The 21,441-nt window shown below is 54.0% G+C and carries 18 protein-coding genes and 2 tRNA genes; 3 read left to right on the top strand and 17 right to left on the bottom strand.

Annotated features, from left to right (window positions below):
* Positions 1-9: 9 nt before the first annotated feature.
* From rlmB to nnr, 14 genes are all read right to left on the bottom strand, one after another.
* On the bottom strand, positions 10-744 hold the full coding sequence (rlmB, locus tag QMZ30_RS23250) for a 23S rRNA (guanosine(2251)-2'-O)-methyltransferase RlmB (protein ID WP_039331523.1): 735 nt from the start codon (positions 742-744) through the stop codon (positions 10-12).
* Positions 745-925: 181 nt separating this feature from the next.
* Complete coding sequence (gene rnr, locus QMZ30_RS23255) at positions 926-3,373, bottom strand: ribonuclease R (protein ID WP_283229060.1); 2,448 nt, start codon at positions 3,371-3,373, stop codon at positions 926-928.
* Positions 3,374-3,389: 16 nt separating this feature from the next.
* Positions 3,390-3,833, bottom strand: a complete 444-nt coding sequence (gene nsrR / locus QMZ30_RS23260) for a nitric oxide-sensing transcriptional repressor NsrR (RefSeq protein ID WP_039331591.1) — start codon at positions 3,831-3,833, stop codon at positions 3,390-3,392.
* 200 nt (positions 3,834-4,033) lie between these two features.
* Positions 4,034-5,332: an adenylosuccinate synthase gene (locus QMZ30_RS23265; protein WP_058971253.1), complete on the bottom strand. Its 1,299-nt coding sequence runs from the start codon at positions 5,330-5,332 to the stop codon at positions 4,034-4,036.
* A gap of 178 nt (positions 5,333-5,510) precedes the next feature.
* Positions 5,511-5,711 carry a DUF2065 domain-containing protein gene (locus QMZ30_RS23270; RefSeq protein WP_039331529.1) on the bottom strand — a complete coding sequence of 67 codons (201 nt, stop codon included), beginning with the start codon at positions 5,709-5,711 and terminating at the stop codon, positions 5,511-5,513.
* A 59-nt stretch (positions 5,712-5,770) separates the two neighbouring features.
* Positions 5,771-6,775 (bottom strand): protease modulator HflC, encoded by a 1,005-nt coding sequence (gene hflC, locus QMZ30_RS23275; protein ID WP_039331532.1) that lies wholly within the window; start codon positions 6,773-6,775, stop codon positions 5,771-5,773.
* A 3-nt stretch (positions 6,776-6,778) separates the two neighbouring features.
* Positions 6,779-8,017: an FtsH protease activity modulator HflK gene (gene hflK, locus QMZ30_RS23280; protein ID WP_283229061.1), complete on the bottom strand. Its 1,239-nt coding sequence runs from the start codon at positions 8,015-8,017 to the stop codon at positions 6,779-6,781.
* 91 nt (positions 8,018-8,108) lie between these two features.
* Positions 8,109-9,389, bottom strand: coding sequence for a ribosome rescue GTPase HflX (gene hflX / locus QMZ30_RS23285; protein ID WP_039331536.1), 1,281 nt, complete (start codon positions 9,387-9,389; stop codon positions 8,109-8,111).
* A gap of 80 nt (positions 9,390-9,469) precedes the next feature.
* Complete coding sequence (gene hfq / locus QMZ30_RS23290; RefSeq protein WP_039331538.1) at positions 9,470-9,787, bottom strand: RNA chaperone Hfq; 318 nt, start codon at positions 9,785-9,787, stop codon at positions 9,470-9,472.
* A gap of 101 nt (positions 9,788-9,888) precedes the next feature.
* Positions 9,889-10,839: a tRNA (adenosine(37)-N6)-dimethylallyltransferase MiaA gene (gene miaA / locus QMZ30_RS23295; RefSeq protein WP_039331540.1), complete on the bottom strand. Its 951-nt coding sequence runs from the start codon at positions 10,837-10,839 to the stop codon at positions 9,889-9,891.
* Complete coding sequence (gene mutL / locus QMZ30_RS23300) at positions 10,832-12,676, bottom strand: DNA mismatch repair endonuclease MutL (RefSeq protein WP_283229062.1); 1,845 nt, start codon at positions 12,674-12,676, stop codon at positions 10,832-10,834. The genes miaA and mutL overlap by 8 nt, the downstream gene beginning before the upstream one ends.
* Positions 12,677-12,718: 42 nt before the next feature.
* The gene (amiB, locus tag QMZ30_RS23305; RefSeq protein WP_283229063.1) at positions 12,719-14,377 is read right to left on the bottom strand and encodes an N-acetylmuramoyl-L-alanine amidase AmiB; all 1,659 of its coding nucleotides are present in this window, start codon (positions 14,375-14,377) and stop codon (positions 12,719-12,721) included.
* A complete protein-coding gene (tsaE, locus tag QMZ30_RS23310; protein WP_039331547.1) occupies positions 14,374-14,850 on the bottom strand; it encodes a tRNA (adenosine(37)-N6)-threonylcarbamoyltransferase complex ATPase subunit type 1 TsaE in 477 nt (158 codons plus the stop codon). Before tsaE ends, amiB begins: the two co-directional genes overlap by 4 nt.
* A gap of 6 nt (positions 14,851-14,856) precedes the next feature.
* On the bottom strand, positions 14,857-16,371 hold the full coding sequence (gene nnr, locus QMZ30_RS23315; RefSeq protein WP_283229064.1) for a bifunctional ADP-dependent NAD(P)H-hydrate dehydratase/NAD(P)H-hydrate epimerase: 1,515 nt from the start codon (positions 16,369-16,371) through the stop codon (positions 14,857-14,859).
* On the opposite strand from nnr, the gene queG reads away from it, so the two are divergent.
* On the top strand, positions 16,370-17,509 hold the full coding sequence (queG, locus tag QMZ30_RS23320) for a tRNA epoxyqueuosine(34) reductase QueG (RefSeq protein WP_283229065.1): 1,140 nt from the start codon (positions 16,370-16,372) through the stop codon (positions 17,507-17,509). The two genes, nnr and queG, sit on opposite strands and share 2 nt — an antisense overlap.
* Positions 17,510-17,944: 435 nt before the next feature.
* On the opposite strand, the gene QMZ30_RS23325 is transcribed toward queG, so the two are convergent.
* The 3 genes from QMZ30_RS23325 to orn all read right to left on the bottom strand — a co-directional run bounded on the left by QMZ30_RS23325 (position 17,945) and on the right by orn (position 19,186).
* A tRNA-Gly gene (locus tag QMZ30_RS23325) sits at positions 17,945-18,020 on the bottom strand.
* 197 nt (positions 18,021-18,217) lie between these two features.
* Positions 18,218-18,293, bottom strand: a tRNA-Gly gene (locus QMZ30_RS23330).
* A gap of 344 nt (positions 18,294-18,637) precedes the next feature.
* A complete protein-coding gene (orn, locus tag QMZ30_RS23335; protein ID WP_039331550.1) occupies positions 18,638-19,186 on the bottom strand; it encodes an oligoribonuclease in 549 nt (182 codons plus the stop codon).
* A 103-nt stretch (positions 19,187-19,289) separates the two neighbouring features.
* Here orn and rsgA point away from each other — a divergent pair, with 103 nt between their 5' ends.
* Together rsgA and asd are read left to right on the top strand one after the other, a co-directional pair.
* Positions 19,290-20,336 (top strand): small ribosomal subunit biogenesis GTPase RsgA, encoded by a 1,047-nt coding sequence (rsgA, locus tag QMZ30_RS23340; protein ID WP_058973133.1) that lies wholly within the window; start codon positions 19,290-19,292, stop codon positions 20,334-20,336.
* A gap of 207 nt (positions 20,337-20,543) precedes the next feature.
* Positions 20,544-21,440: an archaetidylserine decarboxylase gene (gene asd / locus QMZ30_RS23345; RefSeq protein WP_283229066.1), complete on the top strand. Its 897-nt coding sequence runs from the start codon at positions 20,544-20,546 to the stop codon at positions 21,438-21,440.
* Position 21,441 lies beyond the last annotated feature (1 nt).

Here is a 21,441-nt window from a genome sequence, read left to right on the forward strand (position 1 = left end):
CGGCGAGGATCACGCCAGGCGCTGACGCACCGCTTCGAACAAGCATACGCCAGTGGCAACAGAAACGTTTAATGACGAGACGCTGCCTGCCATCGGAATGCTGATCAGTTCATCGCAGTGTTCACGCGTCAGACGGCGCATCCCTTCCCCTTCCGCGCCCATCACCAGCGCCATTGGGCCGGTCATTTTGCTTTGATACACCGTGTGATCGGCTTCACCCGCAGTGCCGACCACCCAGATGTTGTATTCCTGCAGCAGGCGCAGGGTACGTGCCAGATTAGTGACGCGAATCAACGGCACGTTTTCTGCCGCGCCGCTGGCCACTTTTTTCGCCGTCGCATTCAGCGGTGCAGCACGGTCTTTCGGTACGATGACGGCGTGTACGCCAGCCGCGTCTGCGCTACGCAGACACGCGCCAAGGTTGTGTGGATCGGTAACGCCATCCAGTACCAGTAAAAACGGTTTATCAAGACTTTGCAGCAGATCCGGCAGATCGCCTTCCTGATAGTTTTTACCCTGCTTCACGCGCGCCACAATCCCCTGGTGCACACCGCCTTCAACCTGGCTGTCCAGCCATTGGCGGTTAGCGACCTGAATCACGATCCCCTGAGCTTCCAGTGCGGCAATCAGCGGCTGCAGGCGACGATCGTCACGGCCTTTGAGAATAAAGACTTCCTGGAAACGCTGAGGATCACGTTCCAGCAGTGCCTGCACGGAATGAATACCAAAAATTATTTCGCTCATTACTTTGCTCAAGGTTGGATGTATATCGTTGAATAATTGGGCCGTTTTTAATGGTGCGCATAAATGCGCACCCTACAGATGATCAATGCATTTTGTATCGACCGCCATTGATGATGCGCATAAATGCACACCCTACAGATGATCAATGCATTTTGTAGGGTCGCCATTCATGGCGACCTCATCAGGCTTCGCTGGATTTTTTCGTCGCACGCTTTGCCTTAGTGGCGGCGGCGATTTTACGGGTTTTCTCTGAGACTTTTTTGCCTTTTTTCTCGGTTTTAGCCGGTTTTTCAGCTGTCACAGACTTTTTCTTCTCGCCACGGAATGCAGCATCAGGCTCAAAAGTGCCCTTCTTGCCCGCATCACGACGGCGCTTAGCCGGCGGCTTACCGCCACGCTTCTCACGCTCACGTTCGGTTTTACCTTCACCGCGCGGCACGCGCTTGCTGGAGATCAGCGCGAAATCAATTTTACGCTCATCCATATGCACCGCATCCACGCGAACTTCCACCGCATCGCCAAGGCGATAAGTGCGGCCACCCGATTCGCCAATCAGGCGCTGGCCGATAGGATCGAAGCGGTAGTAATCGTTATCCAGCGTAGACACATGCACCAGACCATCGATAAACAGATCGTTGAGGCGGACGAAGAAGCCAAAACCGGTGACACTGGAGATCACACCGTTAAAGACGTTGCCCACCTGATCCTGCATGAAGTCACACTTCAGCCAGTCAGCGACATCGCGCGTGGCTTCATCGGCACGACGCTCGGTCATTGAACAGTGCTGGCCGAGCTGCAGCATCTGCTGCATATCGTAGTGATAACCACCGGTCGGCGTGGTGTTCCCGGTCAGCGTGCCCTGCTCTTTCGCCAGCAGGTACTTAATGGCGCGATGCAGCAACAAGTCCGGATAACGACGAATCGGCGAGGTAAAGTGCGCATACGACTGCAGTGCTAAACCAAAGTGGCCACGGTTTTCCGGATCGTACACCGCTTGCTTCATCGAACGCAGCAGCATGGTTTGCAGCATTTCCGCATCAGGACGATCGGCCACCTGCTTCAGCAAATCGGCATAATCGATAGGCTGCGGTTTTGCACCACCAGGCAGGCTCAAGCCCAGCTCATTCAACACGGTACGGAAGCTTTTGATGCTGTCTTCGGTTGGACGATCGTGATCGCGGAACAGCGAAGGTTCCTGGTTCTTTTCAACGAAGCGTGCAGAGGCGATATTCGCGAGGATCATGCACTCTTCGATCAGCTTATGGGCATCATTGCGCACGGTGCGTTCAACGCGCTCAATACGACGTTCCGCATTAAAAATAAACTTGGCCTCTTCGGTTTCGAAGGAGATACCACCACGTTGCTCACGTGCCGTTTCCAACACCTCATACATATCATGCAGTTCTTCCAGGTGCTTAACCTGAGAAGCATACTGCTCACGCAGCTCCTGATTACCCTGCAGAATGCTCCACACTTTGTTGTAGGTCAGACGCGCGTGGGAATTCATCACCGCTTCGTAGTGCTTGTAACCGGTCAGCCTGCCGCTGGAGGAGATGGTCATCTCACACACCATGCACAAACGATCCACCTGTGGGTTCAATGAGCATAGGCCGTTTGAGAGGATCTCAGGCAGCATCGGTACCACCTGCGACGGGAAGTACACGGAGGTACCACGCTGATGCGCTTCGGTATCCAGTGCCGTGCCCGGACGCACGTAATAACTCACATCGGCAATCGCAACCCAGAGACGCCAGCCGCCACCGCGTTTTTTCTCGCAGTAGACTGCATCATCAAAGTCACGTGCGTCTTCACCATCGATAGTAACCAGCGGCAGTTCACGCAGATCTACGCGGCCTTTTTTGGCGGCTTCCGGTACCTCTTCCTTCAGCTTCGAAATCTCTTTCTCCACTTCTTCAGGCCAGGTGTGCGGAATTTCATGGGTGCGCAGCGCCATATCCACGGCCAGCCCGGTTCCCATGTTATCGCCGAGAATTTCGGTAACCTTACCGATAGCCTTGCTGCGGCGGGTTGAGCGCTGGACGATCTCGACCACCACCACCGAACCCATGCGCGCATTGAGGGTGTCTTCTTGTGGAATAAGGATGTCAAAGCTCAGGCGGCTGTCATCCGGCACCACAAAGCCTGTACCGGCATCGGTGAAAAAGCGGCCAACAATCTGGCTGTTGCGCGGTTCCAGCACCCGCACGACGCGTGCTTCACGACGGCCTTTTCGATCGGCACTTCCTGGCTGCGCCAGGATCACATCACCGTGCAGGCAGAACTTCATCTGCTCAGCCGACAGGTAGAAATCATCTTTTTGGCCTTCAACACGCAAGAAACCATAGCCATCACGATGACCAATGACTTTTCCACGCAGTAAATCAAGGCGTTCTGGCAGGGCGTAACACTGACGACGGGTAAACACCAGCTGACCATCGCGCTCCATGGCGCGCAGACGACGACGCAGCGCTTCGAGCTGCTCTTCGCTGGTGATCTTCAATTCCTGAGCGATTTCATCGCGGTTAGCCGGCTTTTCGCGCTTTTCTAACAGCGCCAGAATGAATTCGCGGCTGGGAATGGGGTTGTCGTACTTTTCTGCTTCTCTATCCTGAAAAGGATCTTTTGACATTACGGTTCCTCCGATGTCATTTAATTTGGATTGCCACCGGCGGTTCGGACAATAAAATTTGGTACAGGCCGTCGTTGTCTCTGACAAGATCGGCCAGGGTATAGTTATCCAGTTCCTTGAGGAATAACTGGACCGCGTCATACAACGCCTTACGAAGGCGACAGGCTGGCGTGATGGCACACTCTTCACAGTTTACCAGCTGCAAAGGCTCCATTTTTCTCACCACCTGACCAATCACGATCTTTTCCGGGTCCATGCCTAAACGAATTCCGCCGTTTTTGCCGCGTGTCGCAGCAACGTAGCCGGCCCGGCTCAGTTGGTTGATGATTTTAACCATATGGTTACGCGACACCCCGTAGGTATCGGTGACTTCAGTAATGTTGGTCTGCTTACCTTCGGGTAGCGTCGCCATGTAAATCAGCGCACGCAGACCATAATCAGTGAAACTCGTTAGCTGCACATACACCTCAGTGAATCATCGATTGTTATGGTTATGCGCCGGTCGGCGTGGTGTTTAAGTATGATGATAAACCAGAGCGTGGAGGCCGGTGCGTTTTTTTCAGGCAAGTGTCGATATTTGCAAGAAAAAGAGAGTGAGCGGAGTCAAAGAACGGATGAAGTAAGGCCGGACAATGTCCGGCCTGAGGAGAACCTGAAGAATTATGCGTCGAACGGGTCGCGCAGAATCATGGTCTCACTGCGGTCCGGGCCAGTTGAAATAATATCAATCGGTACACCGGTCACTTCTTCTACACGCTTGATGTAGTCACGTGCTGCCTGTGGCAAGCCTTCCAGCGTTTTCACACCAAAGGTGGTTTCGCTCCAGCCTGGCATGGTTTCGTAGATTGGTTCAATACCTTCCCACCCTTCAGCAGCCAGTGGTGTGGTGGTCATTTCGCGGCCATCTGGCATACGATACGCCACGCAGATTTTCACTTCTTTCAAGCCATCCAGCACGTCCAGTTTGGTCATGCAGAAACCTGAAAGGGAGTTGATCTGCACTGCGCGACGCACGGCAACCGCATCCAACCAACCAGTGCGACGACGACGACCCGTGGTGGCGCCAAACTCGTGGCCCTGTGCACACAGGAATTCACCAGTTTCATCAAACAGCTCGGTTGGGAATGGACCCGCACCGACGCGCGTTGAGTAAGCTTTAACAATACCCAGCACGTAATCAACGTAACGCGGACCAATACCCGAACCCGTCGCCACGCCACCTGCGGTGGTGTTAGACGAAGTCACGTACGGATAGGTACCGTGGTCGATATCGAGCAGCGTACCCTGCGCACCTTCGAACATGATCAGGTCGCCACGCTTGCGCGCACCGTCCAGCAGTTCAGAGACGTCAACCACCATGCTGGTCAGAACGTCGGCCACGGCCAACGTATCGCTCAGCACTTTCTCGTAGTCTACCGCGTCAGTTTTGTAGTAGTTAACCAGCTGGAAGTTGTAGAAATCGACGATTTCTTTCAGCTTAACGGCGAAGGTTTCTTTGTTGAAGAGATCGCTGACACGCAGACCGCGGCGAGCCACTTTGTCTTCATAAGCTGGGCCGATACCACGACCGGTGGTACCGATAGCTTTAGCACCACGCGCTTTTTCGCGCGCAACGTCCATAGCGACATGGTATTGCAGAATCAGTGGACATGCTTCAGAGATCAGCAGACGTTCACGTACCGGCACACCGCGCTCTTCCAGACCTTTCATCTCTTTCATCAGCGCTTCAGGTGACAGCACAACACCATTACCAATGATGCTGGTCACGTTATCACGTAGGATGCCAGAGGGAATTAAGTGGAGGACGGTTTTTTCACCGTTGATGACAAGTGTATGGCCTGCATTGTGGCCACCCTGGTAACGCACAACGTAATTCGCGCGTTCAGTCAGAAGGTCTACGATCTTACCTTTACCTTCGTCACCCCATTGGGTGCCCAGTACGACGACGTTCTTACCCATTTTTTCAAAACCACCGATTGCTTAAAAATGGATTCTACCATCGGTTTTTGTCTCTTTCAGCACTTTTAGCATACGATTGCGCTGTTTTTTGCCTGCGTTTTGATCAACTCACAAGATGTTGGGTAAACAACGCGGGACTGACACCATTTAGCTGTGAAATAGCGCACAAATTTACTTATCAGGCACTCGCGTGGGCGCTCAGCATGTAGTAGATCACCACCCCCGCAACCACCAGGCCGCCGCCAAAACGATGCAGGATACGATCGGGCAGTTGTGCCATGGACAGAATCATACGGCGCCAGATTCGCGGCAAAAACATCGGCCCCAGCCCTTCCAGCACCAAAACTAACGCCAGCGCCATCCAGATGGTTGTGTTCATTCTATTTTTCCAAAAAAAAAAGGCCGACAACATTGTCGGCCTCAAGGTTATATCAGTTCTTAACGCGTGGCGTTAGTGGGCGCCTTCATATAACGGAAGAAATCGCTATCTGGGCTTAACACCATTACATCCTGATTATCAGAGAAGCTGTTCTCGTAAGCACGTAAGCTACGAATAAAGGCGTAGAAATCAGGATCCTGACCAAATGCATCCGCAAACAGCTTCGCCGCCTGCGCATCACCTTCACCGCGAGAGATCAAGGCCTGACGCTGCGCTTCAGCCAGAGTACGAGTCACCTGGTAATCGGCCTGGGCACGCAGTTTCTCCGCTTCTTCCTGACCCTGTGAACGCTGGCTACGCGCCACTGCTTCACGTTCAGCACGCATACGGTTGTAGATCGCATCCGACACTTCTGCCGGCAGGTTGATCTGCTTGATGCGCACATCCACCACCTGAATACCCAGTGCCGCCATACTGTTTGGATTTGGCGCTGGCTCGCTGCTGTTGGTTTCACGCTCTACACGGGCTGCTGCATTGGCGATGGCATCATCCGCTGCTGGCGTCTGAACTTCATCGTCATTGCCTGCAGTACCGGTATTCAGCGCATCACGCACATCGGTGGTCAGTCGGCCACGTGAATCGGTAACGATATCCTTCACATCCAGACGACCCATTTCAGAACGCAGACGGTCACTGAACTTACGTTTCAGCAGGACTTCCGCCTGAGAAACATCACCACCACCGGTTGCCAGGTAGTAACGACTGAAGTCACTGATGCGCCATTTGATATACGAATCAACGATCAGGTCTTTCTTCTCTTTGGTGACAAAGCGATCGGCTTGGTTATCCATGGTCTGGATACGCGCATCAAGAGATTTCACGGTTTCGATGAAAGGAATCTTGAAGTGCAGACCCGGTGCATACACCTGCGGTTTGTTCTCGCTATCACGCAGAACTTTACCGAAGCGCAGCACGATACCGCGCTCGCCTTCCTGCACCACAAACAGTGAGGCATACAGCGCCACCAGTACGACAATAATTACAGCAATAATTGGCTTACGCATCGATTACTCCCTCCCTGCGCGCTGGGTATCGTTGCGTAACGCATTGGCGCGACGCTGGTCCATGATGCTGCTCGGACTGTATGAAGAAGTCTCTTCGTTGCTGGCTGAACTGTCAGACGACGGGAACTTCATCAAATTGGTGGTCTTCTGAGCGCCCTGGTTGCCAGACGTCTGGCCACCACGCATCAGTTGATCCAGCGGCAGAACCATCAGGCTGTTACCACGATCGTTAACCAACACTTTGCGAGTATGGCTCAGCACGCGCTCCATGCTTTCGATGTACAGGCGCTCTTTAGTGATTTGCGGAGCAGCCTTGTATTCAGGCAGCAACAACGCAAAGCGCGCCACTTCACCCTGTGCTTCTAACACAGTACGCTCTTTGTAAGCGCGGGCTTCTTCAAGAATACGCTGTGCCTGACCGTTCGCACGTGGCTGCACTTCATTCGAATAGGCTTCGGCTTCACGCACGTACTGCTCACGGTTTTCACGTGCGGCGATGGCATCGTCAAACGACGCTTTGACTTCTTCCGGTGGACGAGCCGCCTGGAAGTTGACGTCGAGTAACGTAATACCCATGTTGTAAGGACGAATGGTTTCGTCCAGTTCACGCTGGGTCTCGCTACGCACCACGGTACGGCCTTCGGTTAAGATGCGGTCCATGGTTGAACGGCCAATGACGCCGCGCAATGCGCTGTCGGTGGCCTGACGCAGACTGTCGTCGGCGCTGGTCACGGCATACAGATAACGTTCAGGATCGGTGACGCGGTACTGTACGTTCATTTCAACGCGCACCACGTTTTCGTCTGAGGTCAACATCACGCCAGAGGCTGCCAGTTCACGCACCGCTTCAACGTTCACGGCACGGACCTGATCGATAAAGGTGGGCTTCCAGTTGAGGCCCGGCTCAACCAGATGGCTGAATTTGCCGAAGCGCGTGACGACGCCACGTTCCGCTTCTTTAATGGTGTAGAAACCGCTGGCAGCCCAGATGACCACAGCTGCGACGGCTACAATGCCAACCAGTTTGCCACCGCTACCGCCGCCACGTTGGCCATTGTTGTCACTCTGTTTGCCACCGCCCAGTCCGCCGAGTTTTTTACTCAGCTTACGGAAGATATCATCCAGATCAGGGGGCCCCTGATCGCGCCCTCCCTTATTTCCCCCAGAGTTGCCGCCTTGATTATTGCTGCTTCCCCACGGGTCGCGGTCCTGTCCGTTATTTCCGGGCTGATTCCACGCCATGTCTCTACTCCATTTATGATAATAACGTTTTACCCTACTGCGTGTACCCAAAGAAAACACACGTGATTCAGGTAAATTCGATTGGGCAATATCAAACAATATAGCTGGCGAGCGATGGCTCTTGTTTGCATAAACGACGCCAGTCAACAATTGGCATTCGCACATGCAACCCTACACAACCATCATCTTCATTCCATTCTTTCTCAATCGCCTGCAACTGATAGAAGCGGCTGCGCAAACGGCCTGCTTCCGGCGGCAGACGTAAATCATACTGCGCGATTTCACCGGCTAAACGCTCAGAAAGCGCCTGCCAGAGTAAGGGTAGCCCTTCTCCGCTCTGCGCAGAGAGCCAAACACGCGTTGGTTTATTCTCTTCGTCGCGATCAATACGCGGGACAAATCCCTCTAGCATATCGATCTTATTCATCACCAGCAGTGTGGGGATTTCATCGGATTCAATTTCTGCCAGCACTTCATTTACGGCTTCAATATTATCGTTAACGCGTAAATCAGCCGCGTCGATCACATGCAGTAATAGCGTCGCCTGACGCGTCTCTTGCAGCGTGGCTTTAAAGGCCGCCACTAAATCATGCGGCAGGTGACGAATAAATCCGACAGTATCCGCTAATACCACTTCACCCACGTCCGCCACGTTCAGACGACGTAATGTCGGATCGAGTGTGGCAAACAGCTGGTCCGCCGCGTAGACATTGGCAGAGGTGACTGCGTTAAACAGAGTAGATTTGCCGGCGTTGGTATACCCCACCAGCGAGACAGTCGGCACATCCGCTTTGGCACGCGCTTGTCGGCCCTGCTCGCGCTGCTTCTCTACACGCTCAAGGCGGGAAAGGATGAGGCTGATGCGGTTACGTAACAAACGGCGGTCCGTTTCCAGCTGAGTTTCACCTGGACCACGCAGACCAATACCGCCTTTCTGGCGCTCAAGGTGCGTCCATCCACGCACCAAGCGGGTTGCCATATGGCGTAGCTGTGCCAGCTCGACCTGTAACTTACCCTCGTGGGTACGGGCGCGCTGAGCAAAAATATCAAGAATTAAGCCGGTGCGATCAACAACACGACATTCGCACACACGCTCGAGATTACGTTCTTGGGCAGGCGATAAGGCATGATCGAATAAAACGACCGATGCTCCACTCGCTTTCACCGCATCGGCAATTTCAACTGCCTTTCCTTCACCGACAAAATATTTGGGATGTGGCGCTTTGCGGCTGCCAGTAATCACTTGCAGCGCTTCGACGCCCGCAGAAGAGACAAGAGTTTCAAACTCCTGCAAATCTTCCAGCTCTTTGTCTTGGGAGAACCAGATGTGTACCAGTACGGCCTGCTCACCGGCATCATAACGGTCAAACAAGCTATAACCTCGCTAAAATAAAATAACCAGGACGGGAAAACGTTATCGCTCCCCAGCCCTGGCTTTACGGCAGCGCAAAATTATTCTGCGTTATCGCCGTCTTGTTGTGGCTGCGACTGAGCGCCCTGGTTGCTTCCGCTATGGTGGTAATTGCTGCTACCACCGCCACCGCCCGGGGTGTTGCTATGGTGCGACACCGGACGAGAAGGAACCACTGTAGAGATGGCATGCTTATACACCATCTGGCTAACCGTGTTTTTCAACAGAATGACGAACTGATCAAAGGATTCAATTTGCCCTTGCAGCTTAATACCATTCACCAAATAGATCGAAACCGGTACACGTTCACGACGCAAAGCGTTCAAAAACGGGTCTTGTAATGATTGCCCCTTAGCCATTCTATCTTTTCCTTATATGCTTGTTGTTTGTTACTTTAAGAACCGTGGTTCAGAAAAACTGCGTAAAAATTTGCGCACGATAACGGACCAATTGTACACAATCATCCCTGCTTCGCACTAACAACCTGAAGCACCGCATTACGCGCTAATTCTGGCTCGTCACTGTCTAACCAGTGGACTTCAGGCCAGCCACGTAACCAAGTCATCTGGCGTTTGGCGAGCTGCCGGGTCGCGCAAATTCCCCGATAAACCATTTCGTCGTAATCGATTTCACCAGAAAGATAAGACCACATCTGGCGATAACCCACACAACGAATGGAAGGCATGTCCGTATGCAAATCACCTCGTGCAAACAGTTCACGAGCCTCCGCTTCAAATCCTGACGCTAGCATCTGGTCGTAACGCAACGCAATGCGTTGATGTAGCAGTTCGCGACTCGCTGGAGCGATAGCAAACTGGTACACGTCGTAGGGTAACGCTTCGCCGGACGTTTTTGTCAGTTCCGTTAAAGTTTTACCCGAAATAAAAAAAACTTCCAGTGCTCGCGAAAGTCTCTGCGGATCATTCGGATGAATACGACTACCGGCGACCGGATCGATTTCACACAGCTGGCGGTGCAGGGCATCCCACCCTTTCTCCGCCGCCATTTGCTCTATCCGCTGACGCACGTCCGGATCGGCCGAGGGCAACGGCGACAATCCTTCAAGCAACGCCTTGAAGTAGAGCATGGTTCCACCAACAAGCAGCGGAATCTTACCTTTTTGGGTAATCTCCGCCATTTCTGCCAGCGCATCACGACGAAACTCAGCAGCAGAATAAGCTTCTGCCGGGTCGCGAATGTCCAGCAAACGATGGGGCGCCAGTGCTAACTCCTCTGCCGACGGTTTCGCCGTGCCAATATCCATCCCACGATAGATTAAGGCAGAGTCAACGCTGATAAGTTCCACTGGAAGTTGCTGACGCAGCGAAATCGCTAACGCCGTCTTTCCGGAAGCGGTGGGCCCCATCAAAAAAATAGCCTTTGGCCGGCCAGCCTGGTTTAGTTCACTCATGCTTCAACGCGTTAATCGCGCTCTCAATCTCAATGGCCTGTAACAGACCTGAAGGCGGCGACTTAAGCAGTTGCGGGCAAAGCCGTTCAAGCTCAGCCAGCAGTGCAATCGCCTGCGAGTGATTCCAGTGAGCCGTTTCGGCATCGTCACGTCTTGCCAGCCATTGGGCCAGCGAGGATGCAGAAACCTCTTGCTGCCGGGCGAGATAGCCTAACAGGTCTGGAATCAAGATTTGTAAATTTTGTGTGCGTAACGGTAAAGGGACGGCGCGCAGGGTCACATGCTGACCTTCCCGTTGTAAATCAATGCCCATCAGGGTTAATAACGCCGCTTGGGCATCAATGACGGGTAACTCTTCTTTGGCAATTTTCAGCCTCACTGGGATCAATAGAGGCTGAGGTTTCAGCCCTTGCTCTCCAGGTTGTAACTGGGCCTGTTTTAGCCAGCGTGAGGCAACGCTCAATGACAGTAACTGTAACTGGTTACCCCGCTCCAGCAGCGCATAGCGCTCCTGCATCACGCTTAATACGCGGCCAAAACTTTGCGCATGAGCAGCCAGTGGCGCTTCCTGCACTTCAGGCTGGCGTACCGGTGCCGGTTGCGGTGCAGCAGCACCAGGCATTTCCACCACCGGGGTTTTCATCAACTGCTGATAGGCGGCACCTTCACGCGCACGATAAACCGGCTCTTTATTCTGCCAGTTAGCGCCTGCTGCGCTACCACTCTGACGTGGCGCGCGGGCAGGCTGTGCAAAATGATTCGCACCAGCCGACTGCCGATTCTCTGGCTGCCACTGTGGTGCGGGTTCTTCAGCCTGAGCAATGGGTAGCTCCGCCGTGCGGCTCGCCTGCAGTGCGCTCATCACTCCTTGCCAGATAAAATCATGGACCAGGCGCGACTGGTGAAAGCGCACTTCATGTTTGGCAGGATGGACATTCACATCCACCTGGTGGGGATCGATCTCCAGGTACAGTACGTAAGCGGGCTGCTGATCGTCACCGAGTTGCGTTTGATAGGCCTGGCGAATCGCGTGATTAATCAGTTTGTCCCGCATCATGCGGCCATTGACGTAGCAATACTGTAAATCGGTGACCTGGCGCGACCCCGCCGGATCGGCAACCCATCCTCGTAATGCTAAATCGTCATGCTGCCACTCAATACGCAGTGCATGCTGAATAAAGGTGGTGCCACAGATAGCACCCAACCGGCGCTCTCGCTGCGCATCCTGATCCACCGCGCGATACTGGCGCACCAGCTTGCCGTTGTGCGTCAGGGAAATCGCCACGTCAAAGCGAGCCAGCGCAATGCGACGTATCACTTCATCAATATGCGTAAACTCGGTTTTTTCCGTACGCATAAACTTGCGCCGGGCCGGCGTGTTGTAGAACAAATCGAGGACTTCAAGCGAGGTGCCCACCGGATGCGCCGCCGGTTTGACCGTGACATCCATATCGCGCCCTTCAGCATAGGCTTGCCAGGCTTCGTTTTGCTCGGCGGTACGCGAGGTGAGCGTGAGTCGTGAAACTGAGCTGATACTGGCGAGGGCTTCTCCGCGAAAACCGAGGCTGACAATGGCCTCAAGGTCATCGAGTGAGGATATTTTACTGGTGGCGTGACGCGCCAGCGCCATCGCCAACTCGGCTTTCGCAATACCGCAGCCGTTGTCACGGATACGAATCAGCTTCGCACCGCCTTTTTCGATATCCACGTCGATGCGCGTCGCACCGGCATCAAGGCTGTTTTCCACCAGCTCTTTTACAACCGATGCAGGACGCTCAACCACTTCGCCTGCGGCAATCTGGTTCGCGAGTTGCGGTGGTAAAATCTGTATTGGCATGGTGGTGATCCTTGTAGCGGGCTGGCTCCTCAGAGCCAGCAATCAGGATTGCGGAATCTTTAAGTTTTGCCCCAACATCACATTGCTCGACTTCATATTATTGGCCTGCATGATAGCTTTCGGGCTAACGCCATAATGGGCGGCGATCCCCGTGAGCGAATCACCGCGAACCACTTTGTGTCGCGTTGGGCGGCTGGCGGCGGTAACGCTGACGCCCGATTTGGCCGGAACCTTAAGACGCTGACCCACCCAGACCACATCGCGTTTAAGATTGTTGAGATCGCGCAGTGTCGCCATGCTGACACCATACCTGGCAGCAATGCCAGAAAGCGTTTCGCCACGCGTCACCGTATGACGCTGTGTTGCGCCCGTATATTGCACCGTGCCGGTCGCCGGGTTGCTGGCGACGCTAACCGCTGGTGCGCTGTCCAGCGGCCGGTTTTCCTCCTTTGGGACCGATTGCAGCGGATGCGCGAGGAAATAGTTGCGCAGTCCTTTATAAATCGACTGAGCAATCTTTTCCTGATACGCGCTACTGCCGAGCAGCCGCTCCTCCGCTGCGTTACTGATAAAGCCAGTCTCAACCAGTAAAGAAGGGATGTCAGGGGAACGCAACACACCAAGGCTGGCATGTTCCGGTAAACGTTTATGCAATGGTGTCACACCGCGCAGCTGCTGTAACACTTTCACTGCGACGTCATATCCTACGCGCTGAGAATGACCAAATTGCAGATCCAGCACCGCCTGGCTCAGGTAAGGATCGGCCTGGCTATTCGCCAGTAAATCACCGGCACCACCCAGCAATTCAGACTGCTTCTCTTTCTGTTCCAGCCAGTTGGCCATTTCGTTGTTGGCACGACGGTTGGACAGCACCCAAACGGATGCGCCCGTGGCGGAATGGTTTGGCGCAGCATCAGCGTGAATAGAAACCAACAGGTTGGCATTCTCTTTACGCGCCACCTCGGAACGACCCATCACGGAAATAAAATAGTCGCCGTTACGCGTCAGAACCGGCTTAAACATCGGGTCCTGATCCATCAGCGCTTTCAGTTTGCGCGCAATGGCAATGGTGACGTTTTTCTCATGCAAGCCGTGTTGGCCCGACGCACCCGGATCCTGTCCGCCGTGACCGGCATCAATCGCTACGATGACCTGATCGTTGCGCGTCACCGCACCACCAGGGCGTACCGTGGTATTGCTGTTCGAGACCGTCGTCACCGGATTGGCATTAAACGGATTGCCCTGTCTGCTACTGTTTTCACTCTGACGGGCGGTTGTCACTGGCGCAGCCGCCGCGCTGCGACGTGCAGGCTGTGTGCCATTGATGGTGAAAACCACGCGATATTGATTGCCGTCGCGCTGAGTTGTCGCACGTGTTTTTGCCGCCTGGGTTAGTTCAAACACCAGACGAATACTCTGTTTGTCTTTTGGCTGGCTGTTGCGAATGCGCTGGACGATGTTTTCACCGCTGAAATTGAGCGGCAATCCTTTAATCGAACCGCTCTGGCGAATATCCAACACCACGCGATTTGGATTGTGCAGAGGGAAAAAACCATACACCGGCTGGCCGTTAAAGCTCAGTGTCACCGTCGCCTGGCTGTCACCGTTCTCAACTTTGATATCAGACAGCGTGGCCGACAGCGCTGAAGCAGAAAAAAGACAGATCGCGGCCAGTAAGATGCCTTTCATCCGTGAAATCATGCCTGCTCCCTGCCGTGCTGAAACTGCTGTAACAGCGTCTCACCCAGCGCAGAAACGGCACTCAGTTCCGCTTCACGCGCTGTATCCACATAGCGTAGCGTCAGCGCCAAATCAGGTTCCGGCAACACACCGGTTCCCTGTTGTGGCCACTCCACCAGACATAGCGCATCGCCGCCGAAATAGTCGCGGATGCCCATAAATTCCAGTTCTTCAGGATCGGCAAGACGATAAAGGTCGAAATGATAGAGCGTACGGTCACCCAGTTCATAAGGTTCGACTAGTGTGTAAGTCGGACTTTTAACGTTGCCCTGATGGCCCAGCGCCTGCAAAAAGCCACGGCTAAAGGTGGTCTTTCCCGCACCCAGATCGCCATAGAGATAGATGACCACCGCGCTGCTGCAAACGCGAGCCAGTTGCGCACCCAGATTTAGGGTTGCCGCCTCATCGGGCAAAGGAATAACACAGGTCTTCATGCTTTATTATTGAATCATCTCTGGATTAACAAACTGCCACAGCAGTTCGAACAAATCAGTGGCTAACATGCCTCGCGTTCCGCGCTGCAGGGCAACCGCATCTGCCGTTGCACCGTGCACGACACAGCCCGCGCAGGCTGCCTCTAGTAAAGTCAGTTTCTGGCCCAGCAGGGCCGCAATGATGCCGCTCAGCACATCGCCCATACCGCCTGACGCCATTCCCGCATTGCCCACATCCGCGATAGCCATGTCACCATCCGTGCTGGCAATAACCGTTCCCGCGCCTTTTAGCACCACCACGCCACCATAGCGTTTCGCCAGGGTCTGCGCGGCGTGCAGGCGGTCGCGCTCAATTTCGCTGGTTTTCACCCCCAGTAAACGCGCCGCTTCGCCGGGATGCGGAGTGATGATGCGATTCTGACGGTAATCCTGATTGATTGCCAGCAGGTTAAGCGCATCTGCATCCCAAAGCATCGGCTTTTCACTGGCCGCAACCTTCATCAGCGCATTCTGGGCCCAGTCACGCTGTCCAAGGCCTGGGCCGATCGCGATGGCGTCCGCCCACTCCAGGGCCTGCTCCAGCGCTTCATCACAAAGGGAATCGACCATCAACTCGGGTCGAGCGGTAAGAATCGGGCCGATATTATCTTCATGGGTCAGTACGCGCACAAGCCCTGCCCCACTGCGCAGCGCGGCTTCGCCCGTCATGCGGATAGCGCCGGCCGTGCCTTTGTCACCGCCAATCACCAACAGCCGACCATGGTCGCCTTTGTGCGAAGTGGCGCGGCGCGGTTTGAGCCAACGCACCAAATCCTGAGCATCGTAGCGAAGAACAGGTGCCTCCTCGCCAGCCAGAAAGGCGCCTAAGCCCAGATTGTCACAGTGCAGTCGCCCCACCACATCGCGCGCTTTACCAGTCAACTGACCGGGTTTAAGGGCAATCATGCTGAGAGTATGGTCGGCAACGATGGCACTTCCGGGCGTTGCGCCGGTAGCAGCATCCAGACCCGATGGAACATCCAGCGCCAGCACCGGTGCGCCATGAGCATTGGTCAAATCGATCAGGCCAGCATAGGGCGCGGCCGGCGGGCGATTGATTCCGGTACCCAGTAACGCATCCACGATCAAATCAACCGTTTCCGGCCACGCAGCGGTTGCGGCATGAATGACACCACCCGCCTCTAGCCAGGCTTGCTGAGCGGACTGCGCTTCTTCCGGTAAGGGATGGTTACCCTCGCAGGCCAGCAGCGTAATGTTGATCCCCGCTGCCTGCGCCAGTCGAGCCACTACATATCCATCGCCGCCGTTATTGCCGTGGCCGCAAAGGATCAACCAGTGCTGCGTTTGCGGCCACTGCGCACGGGCCAGTTCATAACTCGCTTGTCCGGCACGGTGCATCAATTCATATAGCGTTAAGCCCAGGCTATCCGCGGCATCACGTTCCAATTGCCTCATCGCCTGCGCAGGCCAGACAGAGTGTGTTAAACTGCGCGGGTTTGCTTCAATTGCCTGGTTTCTCATGTCATACCCTCTCGATCTTCATCAGCTTGCCCAACAGATAAAACTGTGGGGGCGCGAACTCGGCTTTCAGCAGGTTGGTATTTGCGATACCGATCTCAGCGCGGAAGAGCCCAAACTACAGGAATGGCTGGAGAAGCAGTATCACGGAGAGATGGACTGGATGGCGCGTCATGGCATGATGCGCGCGCGTCCGCATGAACTGCTGCCCGGCACACTACGAGTGATCAGCGTCCGCATGAATTACCTGCCAGCCAAAGCCGCTTTCGCAACAACACTGAAAAATCCACATTTGGGCTACGTCAGCCGCTATGCGCTGGGCCGCGATTATCACAAAGTATTGCGCAATCGCCTGAAAAAGCTTGGAGAAATGATCCAGGCGCACTGTGGTGAACTTAATTTTCGGCCGTTTGTTGATTCAGCACCCATCCTCGAACGCCCGATCGCCGCAAAAGCAGGTTTAGGTTGGACCGGCAAACACTCATTGATTCTCAACCGTGAGGCGGGCTCCTGGTTCTTTCTTGGCGAACTGTTGATTGACCTACCGTTGCCGGTCGATCAGCCCCAGGAAGAGCAGTGCGGCCGCTGCGTGGCCTGCATCACCATCTGCCCGACAGCCGCTATCGTTGAACCCTATGTGGTGGATGCCCGGCGCTGTATCTCTTATCTCACCATTGAATTGGAAGGCGCGATCCCTGAAGAGTTCCGCCCGCTGATTGGCAACCGTATCTACGGTTGTGACGATTGCCAGTTGATCTGCCCGTGGAATCGTTATGGTCAGTTGACAGATGAGGATGATTTTTCACCGCGTGCAGTATTACACGCGCCGCCGTTGGTGGAACTCTTTGCCTGGGATGAGGCGAAATTCCTGCGCATCACTGAAGGCTCCGCCATTCGTCGTATCGGCCATTTACGCTGGCTGCGTAATATCGCGGTAGCGCTGGGCAATGCGCCATGGGCAGAAGAAAATCTGGCCGTGTTGCAAATGCGCAAAGGCGAACACCCGCTGCTTGATGAGCATATTGACTGGGCTATCGCGCAGCAGCTGCACAAACGGGCCGCAGAGGCCGTGGATGTGCAGCCTGCGAAGAAACAGCGGTTGGTGCGCGCGGTCGAGAAAGGCTTACCCCGTGATGCGTGATTAACCAATCACGCAGGATAAAATCCTTTTCCACATGCTGTGAATAAAATTATAAAGCCGATTAGTGAGGGGGATGGTTATATCATCTGGTAAGACTATTCACAGACTGAAATACCTATAATCCATTTAAAAACAACAGGTTAACTAATTACTGTAAACATTTACGTAGAGAGTAGCGCGCAGGGGCTTGTCCAGAGCTTGTGGATAACTCTGTTCAAAACAGTTTTGCAGATAGGGTAAAACGCCGTCAGTACGTTGCAGGCGCTTTGTGGATAACCTGTAAGATAACTGCAACAGACTACAGGCATCGTTGGTGCTAAAGCGGTGCGCAAAATTTCCAGAAACAAAACCACGCCGCATAAGATCGATGAAGACTGCAGCAGTTTTATGTCTGATGACGCCCGAGAGCAAATAACATTAATGAATATGAAAATTTGGAGCGGGAAACGAGACTCGAACTCGCGACCCCGACCTTGGCAAGGTCGTGCTCTACCAACTGAGCTATTCCCGCATAATCTTCGTATTTTAGTTCGCACCTGCGTTGGCTGCCTTTACTCACCCAGGTCACTTACTGATGTAAGCTCCCAGGGATTCGTTCAGTTGCCGCCTTGCTGCAAACTCAAATACTTGATTCTGAATCCTGGTATTCTTGTCACAACAATCGCGATAGCGACTAAATCCGTGATTTGGATGGTTTACTGCAAACTCTGGAGCGGGAAACGAGACTCGAACTCGCGACCCCGACCTTGGCAAGGTCGTGCTCTACCAACTGAGCTATTCCCGCATAATCTTCGTATTTGAGTCGCTAACTGCTTTGGCTGCTTTCGCTCAACCAGGTCACTTACTGAAGTAAGCTTCCAGGCATTCGTTCAATTGCCGTCTTGTTATCAACTCAACTACTTGATTCTGAATCTTGTCATTCGATTTGCTGCTTTGGCTGCAAACTGAAATCGTGATTCTGTGCTTCGTATTACTGCCTCGCACCGATTCAAATTCTTCACCGGTACGGGGTGCGCATTATACGAGAAATCCTTTCAGTCGCAAGAGTCTAAAAGCAATATTTTGCGCTTTCTGCGCGTTTGCTGCTTTAATCGACAACCTGATTGTTTCCTGCGCACCCTTTGTAGATTAAAGCTGCAAGAAGTGTTCGCGGTAGTAAGCCAGCTCGGCAACGGACTCGCGGATATCGTCCAATGCCTGGTGACTACCGGATTTTTTAAAGCCCGGCAGAATCTCCGGCTTCCAGCGACGCGCTAACTCTTTCAAGGTGCTGACGTCCAGATAACGATAGTGGAAGTAGGCTTCCAGCTCAGGCATGTACTTGAACAAGAAGCGACGATCCTGGCCAATGCTATTACCGCAAATCGGTGAGGTATTCGCTGGCACCCACTGCTTCAAGAACTCAATGGTCGCCAGCTCAGCTTCACGATCGCCATACTGGCTAGCCTTAACACGTTCCACCAGCCCGCTATTGGTGTGCGTCCGCACATTCCAGTCATCCATCAGCGCCAGCTGTGCGTCTGATTGATGCACGGCTAACACCGGCCCTTCCGCCAGGATGTTCAGGTTGGCATCTGTGACGATCGTGGCGATCTCAATAATGCGATCTTGCTCAGGATCGAGCCCGGTCATTTCGAGGTCGATCCAAATCAGGTTGTGTTCATTTCCAGCTGTCATGCGTATCCCGCCCGTTGCCAATGTCGTCATTACACTCAATTCAGGTGTATCATAGACGTTTTGCCCAGCGGGGCGAAGCCTGGCGAAAGCCGTGAGAGGATGCGTGAGTAAAAACAAACTGTCGAAAGGCCAACAACGTCGCGTAAGCGCCAACCATCAGCGTCGTCTGCAGCAACGGAGCGAGAAGCCCGAACCGGATGATAGCCTGTTTGGAGAAGCGTCCGAAGGCGTCGTGATCAGCCGATTCGGCATGCACGCAGACGTGGAAGATAGCGCGGGCGAAGTCCATCGCTGCAATATCCGTCGCACCATTCGGTCGCTGGTCACCGGCGATCGTGTCGTGTGGCGCGCAGCGATTGGCGGCGGTAAAGGGATCGTAGAAGCGGTGCACGAACGTAAAACCGTGCTCACTCGTCCGGATTTCTACGATGGCGTCAAACCGATCGCCGCGAACATCGATCAGATCAACATCGTATCGGCGATCCTCCCCGAGCTGTCTCTCAATATTATCGATCGCTATCTGGTGGCCAGTGAAACACTCGGCGTAGAGCCTTTACTGGTGCTGAATAAAATCGACCTGCTGGATGAAAAGGCCCGTGAACAGGTCGATAAGCAGATGGATATCTATCGCCATATTGGATATCGCGTGTTGATGGTCTCCAGCCACGCTAAAAATGGTCTGGCAGAATTGGAAACGGCATTGACCGGACGCGTGAGCATTTTTGCTGGCCAGTCGGGTGTCGGTAAGTCCAGTCTGCTGAACAACCTCTTAGGGCTGGATGTGGCGGGCGATGAAATTCTGACTAACGATGTTTCCGATGTCTCGGGGCTGGGCCAGCACACCACCACCGCCTCCCGTTTATACCATTTCCCGCACGGCGGCGACGTGATTGATTCACCAGGGGTACGCGAATTTGGTTTGTGGCATCTGGAACCGGAACAAATCACGCGTGGATTTGTCGAATTTCGTGAGTTTCTCGGTACTTGCCGTTTCCGCGACTGTAAGCACGACACCGATCCCGGCTGCGCCCTGCGCGAAGCGGTGAACAATGGCGTCATTGCCAGGTCGCGCTTCGTTAACTACCACCGAATTCTGGAGAGTATGGCGCAGGTAAAAACGCGTAAAAACTTTCCCGATAACGATATTTAACGTTTATACCCAATATAATTCGAGCTTCAGGAAGGCGGCAAGTGCATGAATCCTCAGGAGCTTACTAAAGTCAGTGACTGAGGTGAATGCACGTAGCCAACGCACCTACAGCTCGAAGTATGAAGGGCACATTCGCCAACAGACCGGGGCGCTGCTACAATCCGCCCCCTTTTGTAAAACCAAGCGTAATTAAGCCAGGAGGCAACGGTGTTTGATCGTTTTAAACTCGGCCTGAATCATATTCTGCCCAAAAAAGGGCTTACCGAACTTGCTGGCTGGGGCGCCAGTCGTCGTGGTGGCTGGCTGACCAAAGCGGTCATCGACATTTTCGTCTGGTACTACAAAGTGGATATGGCGGAAGCCAGCAAACCGCACACCGGTAGCTATCGTACCTTTAACGACTTCTTTGTACGCCCGTTAAAAGAAGGCGCACGTCCGACCGATCCCGATGCGTCATTACTGGCATTGCCCGCCGATGGCGCCGTCAGTCAGTTAGGCCGCATTGAAGGCGATCAAATTTTCCAGGCAAAAGGTCACTACTACACGCTGCAAGCCCTGCTGGCGGGTAATGATGACCTGGCAGAAAAGTTTATCGATGGTGAGTTCGTCACGACTTACCTTGCACCGCGCGATTATCACCGTGTGCATATGCCGTGTAATGGCATTCTGCGTGAGATGATCTACGTGCCTGGCGATCTCTACTCTGTGAATCCGCTGACGGCACGTAACATCCCCAATCTGTTCGCCCGTAATGAGCGCGTGATCTGTGTATTTGATACCGATCACGGCCCCATGGTGCAGATTCTGGTCGGTGCCACCATCGTTGGTAGCATCGAAACCGTTTGGGCCGGCACCATTACGCCACCACGTGAAGGAGTCATTAAGCGCTGGCGCTATCCGGCTGCCGATCATGACGGCGCAGTCGTGTTATTGAAAGGCCAGGAAATGGGCCGCTTCAAACTGGGCTCAACGGTCATTAACCTGTTCGCGCCAGGTCGCGTGAAACTGGCAGAGAGCCTGGAAGCTGAAAGCAAAACCCGCCTTGGTCAGCCGCTGGCCATCGCCTTGCCGCAGCCCGGCGATAGCGCCCCGCTCGCCGACTAAC

It is taken from the genome of Pantoea sp. EA-12 (assembly GCF_030053355.1).
GTDB lineage: Bacteria > Pseudomonadota > Gammaproteobacteria > Enterobacterales > Enterobacteriaceae > Pantoea > Pantoea vagans_C.